Source organism: Caulobacter sp. ErkDOM-C, from assembly GCF_048541825.1.
Lineage (GTDB): Bacteria > Pseudomonadota > Alphaproteobacteria > Caulobacterales > Caulobacteraceae > Caulobacter.
This window is the reverse complement of the sequence record NZ_CP183332.1, coordinates 927442-947924: the sequence shown is the minus strand read 5'-3', so window position 1 is coordinate 947924 and position 20483 is coordinate 927442. Positions and strand designations below refer to the sequence as shown.

General features: G+C 59.9%; 18 protein-coding genes and 1 pseudogene. 7 read left to right on the top strand and 12 right to left on the bottom strand.

Annotated features, from left to right (window positions below):
- Positions 1 to 2 precede the first annotated feature (2 nt).
- Positions 3 to 2303, bottom strand: a complete 2301-nt coding sequence (locus tag ACN2C8_RS04475; protein ID WP_419254635.1) for a TonB-dependent receptor — start codon at positions 2301 to 2303, stop codon at positions 3 to 5.
- A 255-nt stretch (positions 2304 to 2558) separates the two neighbouring features.
- Between ACN2C8_RS04475 and ACN2C8_RS04470 the strand changes: the two genes are divergently transcribed.
- Positions 2559 to 3203: an RNA polymerase sigma factor gene (locus ACN2C8_RS04470; RefSeq protein ID WP_419254634.1), complete on the top strand. Its 645-nt coding sequence runs from the start codon at positions 2559 to 2561 to the stop codon at positions 3201 to 3203.
- Between the two features lie 58 nt (positions 3204 to 3261).
- Complete coding sequence (locus tag ACN2C8_RS04465; RefSeq protein WP_419254633.1) at positions 3262 to 3867, top strand: TetR/AcrR family transcriptional regulator; 606 nt, start codon at positions 3262 to 3264, stop codon at positions 3865 to 3867.
- Positions 3868 to 3979: 112 nt separating this feature from the next.
- On the opposite strand, the gene ACN2C8_RS04460 is transcribed toward ACN2C8_RS04465, so the two are convergent.
- The 7 genes and pseudogenes from ACN2C8_RS04460 to ACN2C8_RS04430 all read right to left on the bottom strand — a co-directional run bounded on the left by ACN2C8_RS04460 (position 3980) and on the right by ACN2C8_RS04430 (position 13260).
- A complete protein-coding gene (locus ACN2C8_RS04460; RefSeq protein WP_419254632.1) occupies positions 3980 to 4267 on the bottom strand; it encodes a hypothetical protein in 288 nt (95 codons plus the stop codon).
- Between the two features lie 549 nt (positions 4268 to 4816).
- Positions 4817 to 5107: pseudogene (locus ACN2C8_RS04455) on the bottom strand (DDE-type integrase/transposase/recombinase); the annotation flags it as partial.
- A 221-nt stretch (positions 5108 to 5328) separates the two neighbouring features.
- A complete protein-coding gene (locus ACN2C8_RS04450; RefSeq protein WP_419254631.1) occupies positions 5329 to 6831 on the bottom strand; it encodes a tryptophan halogenase family protein in 1503 nt (500 codons plus the stop codon).
- A complete protein-coding gene (locus tag ACN2C8_RS04445) occupies positions 6828 to 7859 on the bottom strand; it encodes a cupin-like domain-containing protein (RefSeq protein ID WP_419254630.1) in 1032 nt (343 codons plus the stop codon). The genes ACN2C8_RS04450 and ACN2C8_RS04445 overlap by 4 nt, the downstream gene beginning before the upstream one ends.
- Positions 7852 to 8571 carry a SapC family protein gene (locus ACN2C8_RS04440; RefSeq protein ID WP_419254629.1) on the bottom strand — a complete coding sequence of 240 codons (720 nt, stop codon included), beginning with the start codon at positions 8569 to 8571 and terminating at the stop codon, positions 7852 to 7854. Before ACN2C8_RS04440 ends, ACN2C8_RS04445 begins: the two co-directional genes overlap by 8 nt.
- Positions 8568 to 10118: a tryptophan halogenase family protein gene (locus tag ACN2C8_RS04435; protein ID WP_419254628.1), complete on the bottom strand. Its 1551-nt coding sequence runs from the start codon at positions 10116 to 10118 to the stop codon at positions 8568 to 8570. The genes ACN2C8_RS04440 and ACN2C8_RS04435 overlap by 4 nt, the downstream gene beginning before the upstream one ends.
- Positions 10119 to 10224: 106 nt before the next feature.
- Entirely contained in the window at positions 10225 to 13260 is a 3036-nt protein-coding gene (locus ACN2C8_RS04430; protein WP_419254627.1) for a TonB-dependent receptor, read from the bottom strand.
- Positions 13261 to 13834: 574 nt separating this feature from the next.
- Between ACN2C8_RS04430 and ACN2C8_RS04425 the strand changes: the two genes are divergently transcribed.
- A complete protein-coding gene (locus tag ACN2C8_RS04425; protein WP_419254626.1) occupies positions 13835 to 14032 on the top strand; it encodes a LacI family DNA-binding transcriptional regulator in 198 nt (65 codons plus the stop codon).
- A 313-nt stretch (positions 14033 to 14345) separates the two neighbouring features.
- On the opposite strand, the gene ACN2C8_RS04420 is transcribed toward ACN2C8_RS04425, so the two are convergent.
- Positions 14346 to 14504, bottom strand: coding sequence for a DDE-type integrase/transposase/recombinase (locus tag ACN2C8_RS04420; protein WP_419255814.1), 159 nt, complete (start codon positions 14502 to 14504; stop codon positions 14346 to 14348).
- A 165-nt stretch (positions 14505 to 14669) separates the two neighbouring features.
- On the opposite strand from ACN2C8_RS04420, the gene ACN2C8_RS04415 reads away from it, so the two are divergent.
- From ACN2C8_RS04415 to ACN2C8_RS04400, 4 genes are all read left to right on the top strand, one after another.
- Positions 14670 to 15887 (top strand): FAD-binding domain-containing protein, encoded by a 1218-nt coding sequence (locus tag ACN2C8_RS04415; RefSeq protein WP_419254625.1) that lies wholly within the window; start codon positions 14670 to 14672, stop codon positions 15885 to 15887.
- Positions 15884 to 17431, top strand: a complete 1548-nt coding sequence (locus ACN2C8_RS04410) for an FAD-binding domain-containing protein (RefSeq protein WP_419254624.1) — start codon at positions 15884 to 15886, stop codon at positions 17429 to 17431. The genes ACN2C8_RS04415 and ACN2C8_RS04410 overlap by 4 nt, the downstream gene beginning before the upstream one ends.
- Before the next feature lie 285 nt (positions 17432 to 17716).
- Positions 17717 to 17923, top strand: a complete 207-nt coding sequence (locus ACN2C8_RS04405) for a DUF2805 domain-containing protein (protein ID WP_419254623.1) — start codon at positions 17717 to 17719, stop codon at positions 17921 to 17923.
- Positions 17920 to 18489, top strand: coding sequence for a pyridoxamine 5'-phosphate oxidase family protein (locus ACN2C8_RS04400; protein WP_419254622.1), 570 nt, complete (start codon positions 17920 to 17922; stop codon positions 18487 to 18489). The genes ACN2C8_RS04405 and ACN2C8_RS04400 overlap by 4 nt, the downstream gene beginning before the upstream one ends.
- 279 nt (positions 18490 to 18768) lie before the next feature.
- Here ACN2C8_RS04400 and ACN2C8_RS04395 read toward each other — a convergent pair whose 3' ends face one another.
- The 3 genes from ACN2C8_RS04395 to ACN2C8_RS04385 form a co-directional block, all read right to left on the bottom strand.
- Positions 18769 to 19170: a DUF427 domain-containing protein gene (locus tag ACN2C8_RS04395; RefSeq protein WP_419254621.1), complete on the bottom strand. Its 402-nt coding sequence runs from the start codon at positions 19168 to 19170 to the stop codon at positions 18769 to 18771.
- A 358-nt stretch (positions 19171 to 19528) separates the two neighbouring features.
- A complete protein-coding gene (locus tag ACN2C8_RS04390; protein ID WP_419254620.1) occupies positions 19529 to 19897 on the bottom strand; it encodes a hypothetical protein in 369 nt (122 codons plus the stop codon).
- A 183-nt stretch (positions 19898 to 20080) separates the two neighbouring features.
- A complete protein-coding gene (locus tag ACN2C8_RS04385) occupies positions 20081 to 20407 on the bottom strand; it encodes a hypothetical protein (protein ID WP_419254619.1) in 327 nt (108 codons plus the stop codon).
- Positions 20408 to 20483 lie beyond the last annotated feature (76 nt).

Here is a 20483-nt window from a genome sequence, read left to right as displayed (position 1 = left end):
CATCAGAATCTCTTGGCGCCCGTAAGTCCGATGGCGCGGCCTGCGCCGATCGTCCCGAAATAGGCGCCATAGATTGTCGACCCGCCAAGCGGATAGCTTTCGAGATAGCGCACGTCAGCGATGTTCTTGGCCCAAGCCTGGATCTTGATCCGGGAAGCGGTCAGCTCGACGCCGAGCTGAACATTGGTGATGCTCACGTTCCCCAGGCGGGAATAGCGACTGTCATCAAGGTGGCCGTAGTAGCCGGAGCGAAAACCATAGTCCGCGCCGACTTTCAGCAGCGCCCCGGCGCCGATCGGCCGGGCATATTCCGCAGCCAGATTGGCGATCCAGCGGGGCGCATCCGACAAGGGCCGGCCGCTGAGATCGCAGCTTGGAGCCGGACTTCTCTCAGGGGCGCAGGGCGCATTCAGATAGCTGTCATATCGGGCGTCGTTGTAGGATGCGCTGCCCGTCAGTTGGAGTTGTGACGTGGGCAACCAATGGGCCTCCAACTCGACACCGCGGGTTGAAGCCTCGCCGACATTGGACAGGATCGCGCCGAAGAGCCGATTGTAGGTCGCCTGATAGCCGTTGATCTTGGCCAGAAAGATCGCCCCGCGGACCCGCAGGCGTCCCTCCAGGAGGCGTGACTTCGCGCCGATCTCGTAGCTGTCGGTGCGCTCAGGTCGCACGACGAGATCACCTGGCGAGGCGCTGACTGTGGGGTTGACGCCGCCGGCCTTGGCGCCGCGTGCATAGCTTGCATAGAGATGCAGATCCGGGCCCGGGGCAAACGACAGGGCGAGCGTGCCCGAAGGATCGAAATCATCCACCGACACGGCCTGATGATAGGCGGACTGTGCGGCATTGCGGACCCGGTCAACCACCCCGGACTTTTGTTCAAACGTGCCCCGCAGGCCCATGGTGAGATCCAGCCGCCGACTGAACCGCCATGTCGCCTGGCCAAAGAGGGCGGCGCTTTCCGAATCGAGCGCCGAGCGGGTCGAACTCGTCACGCCATTGAAAGCGACAAGGACGGGCGGAGGTGTCGCGGTGTTGCCGAGGAAATTGGCCGCCTGGCGGCCAAAGGCCAGCCTGAGATCAGAGTGCAACGACTGGCGAAAATAGTAGATCCCGCCGACCCAGTCGACCTTGCCGCCGGAATGATTGGCCACACGGATTTCCTGGCTGAACTGCCAGTAGTCTGTAGGGACCGCTGCGGAATCGTAGGCGTCGGCGCTCGACAGATCGCCATCAAACACCGAGCGATACCGCCAGGCGCGATAGCCGGTAACGGACGTGACGTCGGCTGCGCCCTGATCATAGGTGATGTTGGCGGTGAGGCCGCCCTGCCGCACGGCAACGCGGGCCGCCCCATTGGCCGTGGTGGCGTACCGCTCCCCGCCCAGGATCGCGGTTCCGCCGGCCAGCGCGACGCGGGACAGATAGGTTGATGTCGGCGCGCCGAAAGAGCCGGCCACCAGCAGACAGCAGCTATCGTCTTCGGTGTGATAATCCCCGATCAGGCGCAGACGAAGATCGGTCGAGGGCTGGAACAGAAACTGGATGCGGCCGCCCTGCCGGTCGCTGCCGTTATACCGGGCATGGGTCGTGTCGTTGCGGACACTCCCGGCCCGTTGGGTGTCGTAGACAGACAGTCGCGCCGCAATCCTGTCGTCGAGAATGGGGCCGGATACCGACCCGCGAAGCTGGATAAAGGCGTTACTGCCAGCGGAGGCTTCGAGATTGGCCTCCGGCGAAAAACTCGGCGGCCGCGTGGTGATGACGATGGCGCCGGCGCTGGTGTTCTTGCCGAACAGAGTCCCCTGAGGTCCACGCAGGATTTCGACATCGTCGATGTCCGTCAAATCATAGACCGCCATGCCGGGCCGCCCGAGATAGACCCCATCCATGAAGACGCCGACGCTGGCCTCCAGACCGTCGCTCGCCGGACTGTGACCAATGCCGCGGATGGAAACGTAGCTTCCGCGTGGATTGAAGTAGCTGATTTTCAAGCTCGGGGAGAGCTGGTTCAGGTCTTGAAGCTGGTACAGTCGCCTTTGCTCGAGCGCGGCCCCTGTATGCGCCGATAGAGAGATCGGCACGTCAGAGGCGTATTCAGGCCTCCGCCTTGCTGTGACGATGACGTCCTGCAGATCGACAGATCTAGCCAGTAAAGGCGCTGCGGCGGCCTCTACCGGGCTTGCCGCCAACAGCATCCACCAGCCCGCAATGCATAGCGCGGGCAAGGAGGTCTGTTTGAGCGTCCGAAAGGCCCCCAAGTGGCACCGCTCCCCTGCCTTGAGCCGGACTGTGCGCATGACCAACGTTCCGCATCAAGGATGACCGGCGATCTAAGTGTCGGCCGCACCGTTTCAGCCTTTCGACGTCGTCCGCCAAAGCGCCTACCGCGACCCTTCGGATCCCCCAGCCTTCTCACGGGCCACCCTGGCGAGGATCGATTGATCGATACATACTTGATGTTAGTGATACCATCATGTAGTTTGAGTCCATCACACGACAGTCGTCCACGTGGCGGAATTTTCGTGTGCCGACCCGTGATGGAGAGGCGTGACATGTTCGAAGACGCGCAGGCCGCCCAGTCTCTTGCGGCGCCTTCTATCGCCCCCGACCCCGCCCGAGACGGCGAAGATGAGGACCTTTTGCACCTTCTAACCGCCACAGGGCGGGGCGACAGGCGGGCATTCGAGCGCCTTTACCTCCGCACCTCGCGCTGCCTTATGGGGCGTGCGATATCGATTCTGGGTGAGCGGGAGGCCGCCGAAGATGTGCTTCAGGAAGCCTATGTGCGAATTTGGACAAACGCGGGCAGATTCGACGGCCAGCGCGGATACGTCATGGGCTGGATGATCAGCATATTGCGCAACACCGCCATAGACCGGCTTCGCCGCGATCGTGTCCTGGCCCGCTATGTCCTCTACCTGGACGAGTTGCCCGACCCGCCGGCCGCGTCGGACCCGATCGAGGATCGCCTGGACCTGAGCGTGGCGCTGGGTGGTCTCTCCCCGGAACATTTGAGCATTGTCCGCCGAGTTGTCATCCAGGGCTGGACCCAGAGGGAGGTCGCACAGCAGGATGACGTCCCGACCCCGACCACAAAGGCGCGGGCGCAACGCAGCTTGAAGCGTTTGCGGACAGCCTTGACGCAGGACTTGACCGCAGCAGCGCCGATGCCGGACGCTTGTCGGGCGGTCGCATGAGGCCTGCCTCAGTCTGGAGCCCCCTATCCGAGACATGGACCGTCCGAGGGCGCCGTCCGTGACCAACGACGATCCGCCCCGCGGGCCCTATCAGAGCCCGCTGCGCCAACGCATGCGCGAGCAGACCTCTCAGATCATTCTGGACGCCGTCGCCACGGTGATCCGAAACTCAGATCTCGCGGCGGTCAGCATCGCGGAGGTGGCGCGGATCGCCGAGGTCACCGAGCAAACGGTCTATCGCCACTACCGGACCCGCGACGAATTGATCCGCGCGTTCATCAAATGGCATCTTGAGCGGGCGGTCGGCGGACCTGAACTCAAACTGCCTGAAACGATTGACGATCTCCTGGTCTGGTTGGCGGCGCGCTACCGGACCTGGGAAGACGATCGACAGGTGGTGAGCGAGACCTATCTCTCGCCGATCGGCCGTGAGCTGCGCCAACCGCTCTACGAGATCGGCTATCGGAACCTCATCCGGATGCTCGGTCTCGAACATCCGGATTTCGATGCGCTGACACGGCGACAGGTCGCCGCATCCATGCTGACGCTTATGAGCACTGAGAACTTCGTGTTCCTGAAACGGAACCTCGGCTACGACGCAGCGGAGGCCCACGCGAGCGTTGTAGCGGCGATCAACGCCATCCGTCGCGGCGCCGGAACGTAAGAGCCGCCCGCGCCTGGACGACGATCATCCTGAGGCTGGTACTGCTGCCGGCGATCGGACCGCGGGCCTAGACTATGATCGGCGCTGGGGCCTTGCCGTCCGGAGCGGCGGGTCAGTATGCCTGCCGCTTTGCAATCTGGCTTAGGATGGCGTTCCAGGTCTCAGGACGAGGCGATATATCGGCTGTCCGCCGATCACTGTTGATCGCCTCCTCCTGGAAGAGCCGCACTTCAATCTGCTCGACCAGGCGTCTGAAGTCCGCATCCTCGCGCCGCCTCGCTTCAGCGACGCCGAGCAGGGGTTGAAGCAGGATGCCAAGGGCCAGATCAAGCGCCAGCGCTTCATCGGCTGACATATCCGGCCCCCCAAGCGCAACATCAGCCACTATGAACTCCAGCATTGCAGTCGCATCTCTGAAATCGCACCACATTTTGCCATCAACAACGTTTAGTTTCACTCAATTCGGCAGAGACGGGGGCTCCGCTGCTCTCCCGGCGCCGGCGGCGCATCAACATCAACGGAAGCTCGGTTTACAGCGCGCTGCCTAAGCGGCCGATCTATGCCCGCCCGCCAAAAGGCGAGCGTTCGGGAGGCGAACGCACCAAATTGCGACCGGTTCCCAATCTCCAGATCGGACATGCTCCGTTGTGAGCATTCCGGATCAGGACATGCGGCGGCGGCGTTCCCCAAGATGACCAGTCGAGATCAGCGGCGCGCTCCTTGTTCGTGGGCCTCCGGGGCCGGCGACGCCACAACGACAGGGAGTGGCTCTGATCCTACGTAGGGTCGTGGTCGAACGGATGGTCAGAGCCGAAAAAAATGTCGCGGCCTGCAGGTTGGGCCAGCCCCACCCCGTTGCCCAGAATCGACAGCGCGACTTCCGATCCGCGCCAGGAGAGTGCTGTCAACTTAACGCCGGCGGCTGCAGCTGTTTCTGCGCGAGGCCTCGTCACGCGGCGGCGGCCGTTTCGCGCCAGGCGCCACTAGCCGCGGCGCGGAAGTTGCGCAGGGTGGATCGGCCGATCAGATGACGTTGATGTAGAAGGTGTTGAAGACGCTCGCGTGGGTAGTAAAAAAGTGGGGCGGAAGGCTGGGACTTGAAGAGCTGCATCCTTCGCTCCCGTCGGCGGATCGGCAGGTGTGAATTCTCCGCTCTATTGTTTTCTCGAAGTCGTCCTGGCCGGTGAAGGCCCTCCAAGCCCCGTTCCTTGAGCGCTGCGTCGTACGATCTCAGCCCGTCCACTCCCGTGCCGGTCATTTCGCTCACACGCCGAGCATTCGAGCGCCCTTCAACCGCGACAGCAAAGACCATTCTATCGGTGGACGTCGTGAGAACTCACACCTGCCGTTCCGACGACGAGAACGGGCTGTTTCTGCTCGAACTGTGCCTAGTGGAAACGAGGCGGGGTTAGACTGGCAGCCCCCACAAGAACCTAACATGCGTGGTCGCAATCGCCAGCCTCACGCAGCCTGCTCCTCTTTCGCAGCGCAATAATAGGCAAGGTAAGACTGTTGGTCAGGCAATCCGGCAACTGTGCGCGCGACAGCTTCGCGTTGCGCACCAAGGAAGACTTCCAATTCGTCAGGCGACAGTTTTGTAGCGATTGGGTGATAGGTTTTAGGCATAATGCCTTGGCCCATCATCACTTGTACCCAACTATTCTCGGCAAACAATTCTTCGTTGCGACGGAAAACACGGCCGGTTTCGCGGAACAACTCGATCTTTTGTTCAAGACTCTCGGGAACAGACAACGCAGCGCAATGTCGCCAAAATGGCGAGTCGCGGCGCTCTGTCACCTTGTAATGCAAAACAAGAAAATCACGTATTTGATACATGTCTGCAAATTGCTGTTCATTAAATTCAGCAATATCTCGTTCGCTCACCTTACCATTTGGCAACATCCGAATGATCCGGAGTATAGAACGTTGGATGAGATGGATCGAAGTTGACTCTAACGGCTCCATAAAGCCACCCGAGAGACCAACAGCTACACAATTGCGGTGCCACTGTTTTCGCCGTGCGCCAGTTGTAAAGCCGATAACATTGGGCTTTGTCAGCACCTCGCCTTCGACTGAACCGAGCAGCCGATCAAGTGCCGCGTCTTTGTCCAAATAGCGGCTGCAATAGACGATCCCGTTACCCTGGCGGTGCTGCAACGGAATGCGCCATTGCCACCCTGCATCATGAGCAATTGCGCGAGTGTATGGAACGGGTGGGCGCACACTGGAGGTTTGAACTGCAATAGCTGAATCACACGGTAGATAATGACTCCAGTCGTCATATCCGGCGTGAAGCGCGCCTTCGATCAGCAAAGCGCGAAATCCCGTGCAATCTATAAACAAGTCGCCTTCTACTCGCCGATCACCGTCGAGGCAAAGCGCTGAGATGTTGCCGGTAGCACCGTCTAGCTCAACTTTGGCAATCTTGCCTTCAATACGCTTGGCACCTTCACCCTCGGCAATTTTGCGCAAGAAGGCCGCATAGAGTGCTGAATCCAATTGATACGCATAGTTCATACGTTCATCCGGCAAATGTGCGAACTTGCCTTCCAGCGCGGCCTTTAGCTCAAGACAATAGTCGTCATAGCTATGAACATGCCCTTTGGTCAGTCCGTGCATCCAGAAATGTTGGAATCCGGCGGACCAATGATCCTTGCCCGTTGTGCCAAAGGAATGAAAGTAGCTGTCGCCAACGTCCTTCCAATTCTCAAACTTGATACCGAGCTTAAAGGTAGCCTGCGTGGCGCGCATAAACTCCGCCTCGCCGATACCCAACAAGCGATTGAACAAAACGATGGGCGGGATGGTACTTTCGCCAACACCGATCGTTCCGATTGCATCGGATTCCACCAGCGTAAGTTCGATGGCGTCGCCCAACGTTCTAGAAAGGGCGGCCGCCGTCATCCAGCCCGCTGTGCCGCCACCCGCGACCACGATACGTTGTTTTTTGTAAGCATTATTCATCGGCTTAGTGCCCTCAGTAAGAATGCGCGCAATCGGCCTGCGGTCTCTGCGTTCAAAGTTTCTAAAACGCCGCGCGATTCTGACGGGATATGGTCGTGCATGGTGGGAATATTGTTGAACACATAGTGATCAAAAAACTCACGCCAAATCGCTCTGTCTTCGGGGGGCAAATCGCGGATAGCCAGGATCGCGTGATTGAGCGCATCCTGGGGCTGGCCCAAAAAGCGGGGCGTATCACGCCACCAGTAGTTCAGCAGAATATTGAACTTTGCCAACCCCTCGACATGATGCCACCACATCGAAGGAATAAATAGAGCGTCACCGGGTTCTAGTTCTACGACCTGTGCGTGGCGTAGTGCTTCAGCAAAATCAGGGTAAGCGCCAAAATCAGGTAGGTGAAAATCAATCAAACTCACCGCACGACCTGCTGGAGTATTGTCGATCGGACCCAGATACAGGTTTGAAAACTGATCGGGTGGGAACAGCGTAAAACGACGACGACCAGCAACACAACATGCCAGGTTGTCTGGGAAATCATTGTGCGCAGCGATGCGGGTTGGCGTCCCAATCCAAAGGCTTTTCAGCGTATCGCGCTGTCCTAGATCGAGCGTGTTTTCCTGGTCGACACCCGCGAAATGCCCCGGGACATCAATAGAGGCGAGATACATGGACGGCGGATCGGCGCGGTCTTCGTTGGCGTCAATACTACCAAATATATCGAACAGCTTTCCCCGTGCCGTTTGAAAGTTCATTGCCATGTCATTGTTGTAGAACATGCGGCCATCATGGCCCGGCGGCCCAATGGATACCGAGAAGGGTACGTCGCGCGCGCGCTCCAACAAATAGGTGCGAGCAGCGCGTGGTGATTGCAATCCAGCTTTCACAAGCGGCCAATGTGCTACAAGGCCGCGAATAACAAATGGCGTGCGAGCATTCTTCAACAAGGCGTCAAGCGCATGCGCGTCGCCCGCCTCGCGCTCTTCAACCGTTTCCATATCGGCAAAAATTGAAGGTGTGGATTCAGTCAAGGGTCAGCGTTGCGTTCTTGCGAGCGACGAGATCGCTAAAGTTGGAAAGTGAGGCAACGGCCATGAAAATCGGCAGAAGGTAACCGCGCGCTTGAAGATCGCCCAAGTGTGCGCCGTCAAGTGTGGAAAGCCGCTCCTCAGCAATGATATGATAACCTATGAGTGAGTTACGAGACCCATCCTTCAAAGGAATCTCCAGCGAAAAGGGTTCAAGCAGCTCAAGGCGTTCCAACGTGGCACAAAACTCTGGAGTTTGCCGGTACCCCTCGTCAAGCTCTGCAAGTTGACTGGCCACCGCTTCAAGATATGGCGTTGGCTTCCCAGCCACATCGAACACGCGCATTCCTTCACCTGTCGTGGAAATGCGGGGACTGGCCATGTCTATATGAACCTGTGCGATGTCACTTTCTGATACCGCTCTGCCGATAAGGAAGGGCTGAATAGTTTGAGACATAGGACGATATCGGGCATCCCAACGCTCGCCTTGAAGAAATAGGTTTTCACCATTTTCGAAGCCAAACAACGCCAAGGGTGAAAACTTCTTACTTGTAATATCTCGTCGGAAGACGATGGGATAATTTGCCTGTACATCGCGAAACTCGCCAGGCGTCGTCAGACACCCCATAATATTGTCACCAAATCTCACGCTGGCACTAATATCGATTCTTAAGTCAGCGTGATGTGCGGGATCGAGGATTTGGTGGCTGCTCATTGTCGGATTGTGTCTCCACGGGCCACTTTAGTTTGGGTCTGTGATTTAGCGGCGGTGAAATAAGCGCGATTGGTCGGCAACGCCGTTGTAATAAGCCGCGCTTTTTCTCGCACATCTGCAAGTCTTGATAGGGCCGTGGATGTCGCTGGCTTGTGTCCAGGCGTAGCCAGCGAATGCATGCCATAGAGCACATATTGCTGACTGGCTGGAGAGAACATTTCATCCACACGGGGGAAATCCCACAGAGATGGCGGTTGATCATCCCATACTACGAGTTGCTGTTTCAATTGCTCTGGTATGGTCTCTGGGGCACGTTGGGCGCGCCAATAGGGTTCGTCGCGGCGACTGAGGACATAGTGCAGCTTGAGGAAATCGACGATCCGGTCCCAGCGATAGCGGAATAGTTCGTTGAAGCGCGCAGCATGGATATCCATCACGTCGCGGCGGGCTGGGAAATTGTCTATCAATGCCTTGAGCGAGAGCTCAATTAAAACAATTGCTGAGGCCTCAAGGGGTTCTATAAAGCCAGCCGAAAGGCCAATGGCTACACAGTTGCGCTCCCAGAACTTGGCGCGATGCCCAGTCTTAAATGACAGCTGGCGTATATTGAGTTTACCGGCGGCAAGACTGGAGACTTTTGTGCGTACGTAGTCGCGCAAAACCACTTCAGCTTCACAATCACTCAAAAATTCCGACGCATAAACGCAGCCAATTCCGCGTCGCGTCGGCAGCGCGATATCCCAAAGCCAACCCGCCCTGTGTGCCGTTCCGATAGTTTGCGCTGCAATTGGCGCATCACTGTCTACTGGCACTTGAACGGCCAGAGCACGATTGTTGAACGAAACATCTGATCGGTCGACCCAATCGACCTTGCAGTGCTTATCGATCAATATGGCCGACTGGCCAGAGCAATCAATGAAGAGATCACCCGAAACTGGCGGTTTATCTTTCAGCTCTAGCGCGGCAATGTCGCCGTCTTCTGCGGTGACATTGCCGACGACTTCGCCAGCAACATGGGTCACACCAAGCCTAGTCGTCGCATGGCGGGTGAGCAGGGCGGCAAACTTGCCTGCATCAAGATGATAGCCATAGTTCAATGCCGCTGCGTAGTCGGGCATCGCACGCTGTCGGGGGGCCAGGTGATGGGCACACGCAGCATGCTGCGGGCTCATTGCCGCAGCAAACGGTGTGCTGGATCCGCTTGCCCGCCAAGCCGCAAGCAGGTCGCGGATGTCAGATGCGGGCGGCGGGCTAAAGGGGTGCAAATAGCTATCGCCGGCCGAGCCATCAACCCAACCGTCAAAACGGGAGCCCTGTTTGAAGGATGCATCGCATTCACTCAGAAACTCAGTTTCTGAGATGCCAATTGTGGCCAGGGTTTCACGCATCGTCGGCCAAGTGCCTTCGCCAACGCCGATTGTCGGAATGTTGGGTGCCTCGACTAAAGTGACGGACAGGTCGGGTCGTCGAGCCGCCACAATGCACGCGGAAAGCCATCCAGCCGTGCCGCCCCCCACTATAACAACCTGTTGAATTGAACTCTTCATCGCGCCTAATTCTAAACCCGATAAATACAAAGCGTAAAGACGAAGAACCACATTGCTTACGCAATGTGGTTCTGTTCAGTCTATTAATCTTCGAACGCCAGGATCATCAGTAGGTGTAACGCACACCTACCGAATAACGCGCATAGCCAGGCGCCGCAAAGAAGATCGCACGATCATTTCGACGAACACCAGTACGGTCTTCTTTCAGGACGTTAATCCCTTCAAAGAACGCCGTGAAACCCTTGCGGAACTCATAGCTCGCACTGGCATCAAACTGCCCATAGGACTTGACGTAGTATGGGTCCTGGTCCTTGCCAGCAAGGAACTTGTCGCGCCAGTTATAGGCAATCCGTGCCTGAAGACCGCTCTTGTCATAGAAGACAACAGCGTTCGCACTATCGCTTGCGCCAGTAACTGCAAACTGGGTGGTTGTCCAAGGCAGAGCATTGTCGAAAGACGTATCGCTTTCCACAATTGTATAGTTCACGATCGCGCCAAATCCGGTCTCCCCGAAATTGTGCGTGATGGCAAACTCCCACCCACTCAGGCGCGCTTCCTGATCGCTGTTGGAAGGCTGTGTGAAGGTGAAGGCCACATCCGGGTCTGCCGGTCGGCCGATGATGCCACCCGCAGTACCGACGCCCGCTACAAAGTCAGCCGAGCGATTGACCCGGACCCAGTTCACGATCTGATCGAACGACGCATTGGCTCCCAAGGCTGCACGCGCAGCGACGGCAGCTGCACCTTGAGATGGGTCGTTCAAATCAAACAAAGGCGTTTGTGTTGTGCCATTAGCGATAAAGTTGCTAACTTTTTTGTCGAAGCGGCCAATCGATACATAGCTGGTTCTGGCATAGTACCACTCCGCCGATAGATCGATATTCTCAGACTTGTAGGGCTCAAGGGCCGGATTGCCGGCACTGGCCTGGCTGCCACCTGCACCCACCCGCAACGGCTGGCCCAATGTAATGCCGCCCTGCATGCTGGCATAATCTGGGCGGGTGATCGTTTGGCTGTATGATGCACGTATTTTGACATTGTCGATTGGCGCAAAGTCAACATCGACGGCTGGCAGCCAATTTTTGTACTCACCTTTAAGCGTCGAGAAGCCGGTGCCCGGTGCTTGAACCAGGCTTATCTCGTTTTGTGCAACCCAAACTGTACCCGTTGGAATTGACGCAAGGGCCTTGGAGGTAATTTCAGTTTCCTCGTAGCGCACACCAAGCCTCAAATTGAGGTCTTTTCCATTCGGCAACGCAAAGGAGTGCAGCGACTGAACCCACGGCGTGAGCGACTTTTCGGTGATACGGCGGTCCGTCGAGTAAGGTGCCAAGCACGTATCGCCAGGGGCGGCGTTACAAATGCCCAGTCGCGTATCGAGCAGCGAAATCAGCTCTTTGGTGTTGATCTGGAAGTAGGTCGGAATGATACCCGCACCATTCGATCCGCTCATGCCCGCCAGATCGCCAGACAGTCCGCGCGGCGTGAAGAGCGAGTCAGGCGTATCGGCTGCCGACAGTGTTCCACCCCAAGTGTCGTTTTGGATCACACCGAACGCCGTACGCACCTCATTTTCAATATAGCCTACGCCGAAGTCGAGGCTCTTGATGAATGAGGAATCAAAATCGTAACCACCATTCAAGCTGATTTGATCGATTGTATCTTTCATATAGGCGTTACGGAACGCGTTGCCCGCTGGGCGGATGTTTGCGGCGTTAATCGCAGCACCTGGATGCATGGTCACGGAGATGACCGGCATATCTGATGTGAAGTCGACGCTTTGGCTTGCGACACCAAAGATCGCCGTTCCAACAGCAATGCCACTGCCATAGGGCGAGGTTGGCTTGGATTCAGCGGTCGAGTGATGCGCATCAAGCTCTATCCGCAGCCCGCGCGGGCCCTTCCACTTAACATTACCGCCAATCGAGTGATTGATGTTTCGGTTCGAACCGACTGCGCCAGTGATGGCAAGATCTTTACCTTCTCCTACGCCAAAGTTCTCGGCATAGAAGTTCGCACCTGCTGCAGGCCCAGGCGTCCAACTGCTGGACGTGTCGCCATGGTTAAACCAAACACCAATGCTGTCTTGGCGGCTTGCGAAGGTATTCTGCGCAAAAATGTAATCAAGTGCGACTTCAAATGTATCATTGGGTTTGAACTGTATAACAGCTTGACCGTTTACGCGCTCACGCGAAAAGTCGAAGAAGTCGTAAGCTGCATTTTGCGGAACCTGATAGACGTCGGTCGGGCCAGGGCGATTTTGGATTTTCGCGAAGCGAGGGTCGCCTGCTTGCGCTAGCGTACCCCAGTTATTTTCAGCACCAGCATAGCCCGGACGCCAATTGCCAACATTGAATTGCGCTTGGCCACCATTGCGCTTTTGATAAGATCCGGTGAACAGAATGCCGACCTTATCATCAGCAAACGTGTTGCTGATAATGCCTGAAACCTCAGGGGTTACCTCGGTACCGGAAAGCTGTGACGTGTCATAAACGCCCTTTACACCAACGCTAGCTCTAAAGCCTGGGCGCTCTAGCGGACGTGGGAGTTTGATGTTGATAACCGAACCAATGCCGCCAGTAGGCAACGAAGCACGGCCCGATTTGTAGACCTCCACACCTGCCACACCTTCGGCAGCAAGGTTACCAAAATCAAAGCTGCGCAATGAAGGCGCCGAAAAACCATCGCCCAACGTCGATGTCGGCATTTGACGGCCGTTGACAACTACGAGGTTAAATTCAGGGCCGAAACCACGAACTGTGACGGTTGAGCCTTCCCCACTGCTGCGATCAATCGATACGCCCGTGATGCGTTGAAGGGACTCGGCCAGATTTGTGTCTGGGAATTTGCCGATGTCCTCCGCTGAAATTGCATCAACCACGCCAATTGCGAGGCGCTTGATGTTTTGGGATTGCTCAAGACTGGCGCGGATGCCGGTGACGACGACTTCTTCAACCTGAGTGGTCTGGCTGTCCTGGGCGGAAGCGCCGGTGGCGAGGGCCAGGGTGGAGGCGCCCGTCAGCAGAGCCAGGGTGATTCCCCGGCCGAGCACTGACCTGTTGCGATGATTAGACAAGGTTTTCGCTCCCCTAACGTTCTTGTTGCCGTTTTTTTGACCCCGCGCCGAAGGGGCGAAGGCCAACTTTCGCCCCTCGCCGATCCTTATGCGCCGGTCTGCCCGGCGGATCTGGCGAAATGCGTTGTTTTCTTGGCGAAAAGCCGCACCTCACGATGCGCCTACCGGTTTACGCCCTCTCCGGCACGACGGCAACATCGCCAAGTGTCCCGGCAATGTCAACGTTGTCATTTTGCTCGAACAACGGTCGGTTGTCGCCAAAACTCGAGCGGCGCAGAGGACGGTGCGGATGCGGCACGAAGCCCAACAGGCAACTAAGTTGTATATTTACAAGGATATGGCGATGGACTTCAAGATGTCGACATGATGAAGTCGATCCGTCGCCAGCCTCGCGGGTGACGGTCAGGCGCGGCGCGCGAGGATCATTATCCGAGGCGTGCCGACCGGAAAATCTCGAATCTAAGTCGCTTTGGATGACCCGATATGTCTCAAGAATGTCTCATGACTGGACATACTGGGACATTTTTTGTCCATACGCATGGCATCAGGACTCAGCTGAGATATCTCTCGGTCGAGCTCGGACGCGTCGCCTTGTCGGCGCGCGGTTCGGCGTGACGCGAAGTTGGGTGCGACGGCATAGATGGCGACGATCCATGATGTAGCCTTGCGAGCGGAGGTCTCGCCAAAGACCGTCTCGCGCGTGCCGAATGACCACGAAAGCGTCACGGCGCGGACCCGCGAGCGTGTGCGCGCCGCGATGAAGGCCCCGGACTATCACCCCAACGCCATGACCCCGCACCTGCGATCCAACACCGCCCCGTCCGTATTGACACGTTAAGTCGGCCAAGCCGGAATGCCCCCTCCCCTTCAATTGGATCAGGCGGCGACGGTCGCGGCCTCCCTGTCCGGTCAGCCTGGGCGCGTAGGAGCCGGAGGCTTGGTCGGAAGATCAGATGGGGTTGGATATTGAACGTATTGTAGACGGCGGCATGGCTGGCGAGGAACCTTTGGGCTGAGACCTGAGACTTGAGCTTTTACTGTTTCCACTCTCGTCGCCGGATTACCAGTTGGGAGTTCTCGACCCGGTTGTTCTCGCGCATACCGACTGGCCGATGACGGCTCGTGAGGCCGAGAACCTTGGCCGCGGCCCGCTATGACGCCAGATTGTCCGTCGTGATGGTCTCAGGATGGATGCCCTGATTGCGAAGCAGTTTCCGGAGCATATTCAGAGACGCGTCCTTGTTACGACGCTTCTGGACCAGGACGTCCAGCACCTCGCCCTCATCATCCACGGCCCGCCACAAATACATCCGCTGGCCACCGATTTTCACCATCATCTCGTCCAGATGCCAGCGGCCGGTTGGCGGGCCGCGGCGACGGCGCAGGTTGGCGGCTATCAGTGGACCTTGGACTGACAGCCCCGTGCCCTATACCGAATGTTAGTGGCGCCCGCGCCCAACCGAGTGCGCTGCCCGATGACACTGACCCCTGACCGACTAGCCGAGACCAGCTTTCCGCCGACCCGCCAAGCGGCCCTCGACCGACTGGCTGGCTTTGCGCCGCGGGCCGGGCGCGCCTACGATATCGGGCGGAATACCGATCTGGGGCGGGACCAGCCGGGTGCCGTCTCGCGGTTGTCGCCCTATACGAGCCGTCGGCTGATTACCGAGCAGGAGATCGTCGAGGCGGTCCTGGCGCTCCATGGGCTCGAGGCCGCCGGGAAGTACGTCCAAGAAGTGCTTTGGCGAACCTACTGGAAGGGTTGGCTGGAGCTTCGCCCGTCCGTCTGGACCCGGTTTTTGGAGACCCGCGAGCGCAGCCTCATCGACCTTGCGGATAGCCGGGCCCTGGCCGACGCCGAGCGCGGCGCGACCGGGATCGAGGGGTTCGATGATTGGGCGTGCGAGCTGGTTCAGACCGGCTATCTGCATAACCACGCGCGGATGTGGTTCGCCTCGATCTGGATCTTCACGCTTGGCCTGCCGTGGGCCCTCGGCGCCGATTTCTTCCTTCGTCACCTGGTCGATGCCGACGCCGCCAGCAACACGCTGTCCTGGCGCTGGGTCGCGGGCCTCCAGACGCCGGGCAAAACCTACCTTGCGACCGCCTCCAATATCGAGCGCTACACCGAGGGCCGGTTTGCCCCCAAAGGCTTGGCACAGACAGCCGTTGCCCTGACCGAGCCTCCGGTTGGTCCCGCACTGCCTCTGGCGCCCCGGCAGCGGACCGACCTGCGCCAGCCCTTCCTGCTGCTGGTCACGCCGGACGACCTGCATCCAGAATCCCTGCTGCCTGTCCGATCGGCGGTTCAGGGCGCGGTTGTGGCTGCTGATCCCGAGCTGGCCTGGGGCGAGGCGGGCCGGCGGTTCACTGATGCTGCTGCTGGCGACACCGCCACCCGCGCCGCCAGGCATTTTGGCGGCCCGGTCAACCGCGTGGGCAGGCTGGCGGCGTCGGAGCTGGCGACAGCGGCGGGGGATGCCGGGGTCAGCAGAATCGTGACGGCCTTCGCGCCCGTGGGGCCAACGGCCCAGGCCTTGGCGCGGCTGGCGCCAGAGTTGGCCTTGGCCGGCATCACGCTGGTCCAGGTGCGTCGGGACTGGGACGACGCTTTCTGGCCATTGGCCACGAAGGGCTTCTTCGCCTTCAAGGACCGGATCCCGGCAGTACTGGGCGAGTTGGGGGTCTCGTGACCGGGCCGCTACAAGTCGTCTGGTTCAAGCGCGACCTGCGGGTTGTCGATCACCGGCCGCTGACCCTGGCGGTCCGGGCCGGGCCGGTCCTGCCCCTCTATATCGTAGAGCCTGGTCTATGGGCCCAGCCAGATGCCTCAGCTAGGCAGTGGGACTTTGCGGCGGAGTGCCTGAAGGAGCTGGACCAGGCCCTGACAACCCTCGGCCAGCCCCTCTGCGTCCGGACTGGCGAGGCCGCCCAGGTCCTGGCGGAGCTGCATGACCGGCGAGGCATCGCCGCCCTGTGGAGCCATGAAGAGACCGGCAATGGCTGGACCTATGCCCGCGACCTCGATGTGGCGGCCTGGGCCAGACGCGCGGGAGTGCCCTGGCATGAACCACGACAGTTCGGCGTGATCCGCCGCCTGAAATCTCGCAATGGCTGGGCCAGGGCCTGGGACCAGGACATGGCCCAGCCCCTGACTCCGCCGCCAACGGCCCTGACCCGGCTGGAGGACCTCCAGGGGGATCGCCTGCCGGACTCCGCCGCGCTGGGACTGGCGCCCGACCCCTGCCCGCATCGGCAGACCGGCGGCCGGGCGGCGGCCCTGACGATCCTGGACAGTTTCCTCAACGCCCGCGGCCGCGACTACCGCTTCCAGATGTCCAGCCCGGTGACGGCCTTCGACGCCAGTTCCCGACTTTCGCCGCATCTGACCTGGGGAACGATCTCTATGCGTGAGGTCGCCCAGGCCAGCGCCGCCCGGATGCGCGACCTGAACGCCTCCGGCGATCCGGACGCCAGCCGCTGGCGCGCCTCCTTGGTCTCCTTCATCGGCCGCCAGCACTGGCATTGCCACTTCATGCAGAAGCTGGAGGACGAACCGCGCATCGAGTTCGAAAACCTGCATCCGGCCTATGACGGCCTGCGCCCGCAGGTGGCCGATCCGGACCGTCTTGCGGCCTGGAGCGAGGGACGCACCGGCTTTCCCTTCGTCGATGCCTGCATGCGGGCCCTGAACCAGCATGGCTGGATCAATTTCCGCATGCGCGCCATGCTGATGTCCTTTGCCAGCTATCACCTGTGGCTGCCTTGGCGGGAGACCGGCCTGCATCTGGCGCGCAAGTTCGTAGACTATGAGCCTGGCATCCACTGGTCGCAGGTCCAGATGCAGTCGGGTACGACCGGGATCAACACCATGCGGATCTATAACCCGGTAAAGCAGGGTCTGGACCAGGACCCCGATGGCCGGTTCGTGCGGGCTTATCTGCCAGAGCTGTCGGATGTACCGGGCGGCTTCCTGCATGAGCCCTGGGCCTGGCCGGGCGCCGCCCGCCTCGGCTATCCGCCGCCGCTGGTCGACAATGCCGCTGCCGCCCGGGCCGCTCGGGAGGCGGTCCATGCGGTCCGCCAGGGTCCGGCCCATGGGGATCAGGCGCGGGACATCGTCGCTAGGCACGGCAGCCGCAAGGCCGGCATTCCGATGCGGGGCGGCCGCCGAAAACCCGCCGCCTCGTCCCGATCCGCGCCGGGGCCTGACCCTCAGCTGACCCTGGACCTCTGACGACGGCTATCCGAGACCTGGTCCTGCGCGACCAGCTGACCCCGACCCTGTCCAGCCTGGCAGCGGGGTGCAGCCTCGGCTCGGGCGGAGCGGGCTTGCATGGCCTTGACCAGGGCGACGATGGCCGCTTGGCCCGCCGTCATCGAATAGAGATTGCACACTAGTCAGCGGCCCTTCAGCGAGGCCGTCACGTGCCAGCAATCTTGGGCAAGACCAACACTGTTGCCTGTAGTAGGACTCGGGCGGCTCCCCCGGGGCGACCTTCAGGTTTGAACCGAAAGAGCGATGCCCGCCCTCGATCCATCAGCAGACAGCGAGATCATCGAGATGGCGCTCAGCGATCACGTGAGTTTTGACGCGATACGCGAACTGCATGGTTTAGGCCCTGAAGAGGTTCAAACGCTCATGCGAACGCGCCTGAAGGCCGGAAGCTACCGCGCTTGGCGCAAGCGGGTCAGACGTTTCAGTGACCGCAGGGCCATCTATAAATGAAGCGAGAGGTACATGATTGGGCCTCTGACCTCGCTGCGCTCTATGAGCAGGTTTGGGTGCGCCTTGTGCGCGGCATCGGCGATCGTCATGCGCCGTCGCGGCATCCGACTTTGGCGACCGTCACCACAGATGGCAGACCGCGTGCGCGAACGGTCGTGCTTCGCAGTGTCGATCCGAGAGCAGGCACGCTTGAGATACACACAGACCTGCGATCAGCGAAGGTCGAGGAACTGCGCGCGTCCCCTTTCGCAGCCCTGCATGTTTGGGACCCGTCAGCCCACCTCCAAACCAGAATCGAAGCCGACCTGACAATCATGACCGGCACGTCAGTCTCTGAGACCTGGTCGCGGCTCACCGATACGACGCGCTCTAGCTATGGTGTAACGCCGCCACCGGGCCGGTCCATTGCTGACAGCCTCGACTATGTGAAGACAGCCGATCCGACGGCCTTTGCCGTCCTGCAGCTGCGCGTGTCGGCAATCGACGCACTGCACCTTGGTGCTCACCACAGACGGGCTCGGTTTGACCGTGAAAGCAACTGGCAAGGCCAGTGGCTGGCCCCATAGAAGGATTGTGCTGCCGTTTGAGAGTCAGGAAGCCATTTTTCGGAGCGCAGCAAGTTCAACGCCATTCAACCCAAGCCGAACACCGAGGGTACCGGTGCCGGCTGACCTGCCCCTGATTTCTTCCTCCACGCGGACCACAGGCGGGAAGGCGACGCCTGGCGAGGCCGTCGAGGCAAACGCCGAGCGCGAGGTTCAATCTCGCTTGGCCCGACGGCCGTGACGCCACCAAAATCGGCGATACGTTCAAACAATCAGACGGTGGCTGATACGCTTTACGCGTCACCAACCCAAGGTGCCGGGACCGCCCTTGAACGGCCCTGCAAAACGCGACGTGATCCAGCCGCCGTAAAAACCTCCGGCCTGAGCGACAACAATCTCACCATCGACGCTGCAGCGGTCAAAGGGCTCAGCGTAAAAGGCAATGTGATCCTTCAGGCTCTCGAACAGTGGCGTGGGCCTGGGATAGCTCCAGCCTACGCGCGGCAGGACGAGCTCGTCGATCACCACGTCCCAGTAAACGGCCTGCCCTTTCCATTCGCAAAACGAACCTCCGCCTGCCTGGCGTAGGCGTCCCGCCGGAATGTCGATGACCGGGATGTAGTAGCTCGGAGGATGGCTGGTCTCCAGCGTGCGAACGGCAGCGCGGGTATCGGCCACGATCGCGCCAGCATGGGTGATCAAGATATGGGCCGTGGTCGCTTCAGCGACCGCAGGACGCGGAAAGCCCCAGACACTCTCCTGGCCAGGCCCTATGGGGTCAGGCTTCGGCCTCATGACCGCGCTCGCAGTAATAGGGAGGTGTGCAGCTCGAGGGATTGGGACGGCCTTACCATGTCGAACATATGGGGATGACTGTTGGCGAAATCAGCCCGCTGCGACTCGGTTCTGATTTTGCTGCGTGCGACCTCGGAACCCGGCGGGCACTAACAAATCGGTTCTGCGGCATGTAGCCGTGCTGACGTCGAAAAGTCTGAGAAGCATCATAAGCTGACGTTGAGGTCGCTCCAGAAAGTAGACATTCACGGCACCGCCCAAGGGCTTAGTGCCCACCTTCCACCCAAGGCACGCCGGCAGCTCTAAACGCGTCGGCGAGGGCTGCCTCAAGCTCCAAGGACTCCCACTGTCGCATGGGATTGAGGTGCTCGGTCAGGTCGGGGACCAGCCGCACGCCAAACCGTTTGGCCGCGCCGCTGGCCTTGTAGCCGTTCTTGTGCTGATCAAAGCGCAGGTCGGGGTCGCGCGAAGTCTGGCCGACGTAGACCCCCCATGGATCGCCCTTGCGAGCATCGTGGAGCAAAATCACATAGACCGAGTGGCGCGCCTTGCTAGCGCCCCGGCTTGTCGCCTTCAGCGAGCGCGCGGCGCGCTCAGCTCTGGCCCACCACGAAGGACCGCTGATCTGAACCATCCGAGAAGCCTAGCCGGTGGTGGCGAGCAACGCCATCAGCGGGCTGCAGCTCAGCGATGCCTAAGCTCAACGTATCGACCGGGCCGATCGCCAGCATCCGCCCGGCGGCCATCTGCCCCCTCCTGAGCGGCGGCCTAGTCTAGGCGCTAATGCCGGTGCAAGTTCTGGCCGCTACCAGAGCTGCTAGGTGGCTTCGGGGCCAGTTTCGCCAGCGCGCAGTTCATCGGCTCCGACGAAGGACACGCCCTCTTCGTCCATGACCCAGGCCCCAAGGAAAGCGGTGTGGGACTGATCGATGTCCTCGTCGATCAGGTCGCCGTCGTAGAGGCCCACCGTGCTAAAATCGAAGTCCAGGTCCAGCTGGTGGGCCATGCCCACCATTTCTTCGGCCATGCGGCGCGAATAGCCCAAGGCTTCGCTGTCGTTGGTGAAATCATCGCTGAGTGTGCTCACCTCGACCGCATCGCTGCCGTGGGTCGCGCTGGTGGTGACGATGGTGAAGGCGGGCATGGGAGTCTCTCGCAGGTGGGGCACTCACCTAGCCCCGTTCGTCCAGGAACGGGGCTAGATTCTGCAAAAGCCGTTC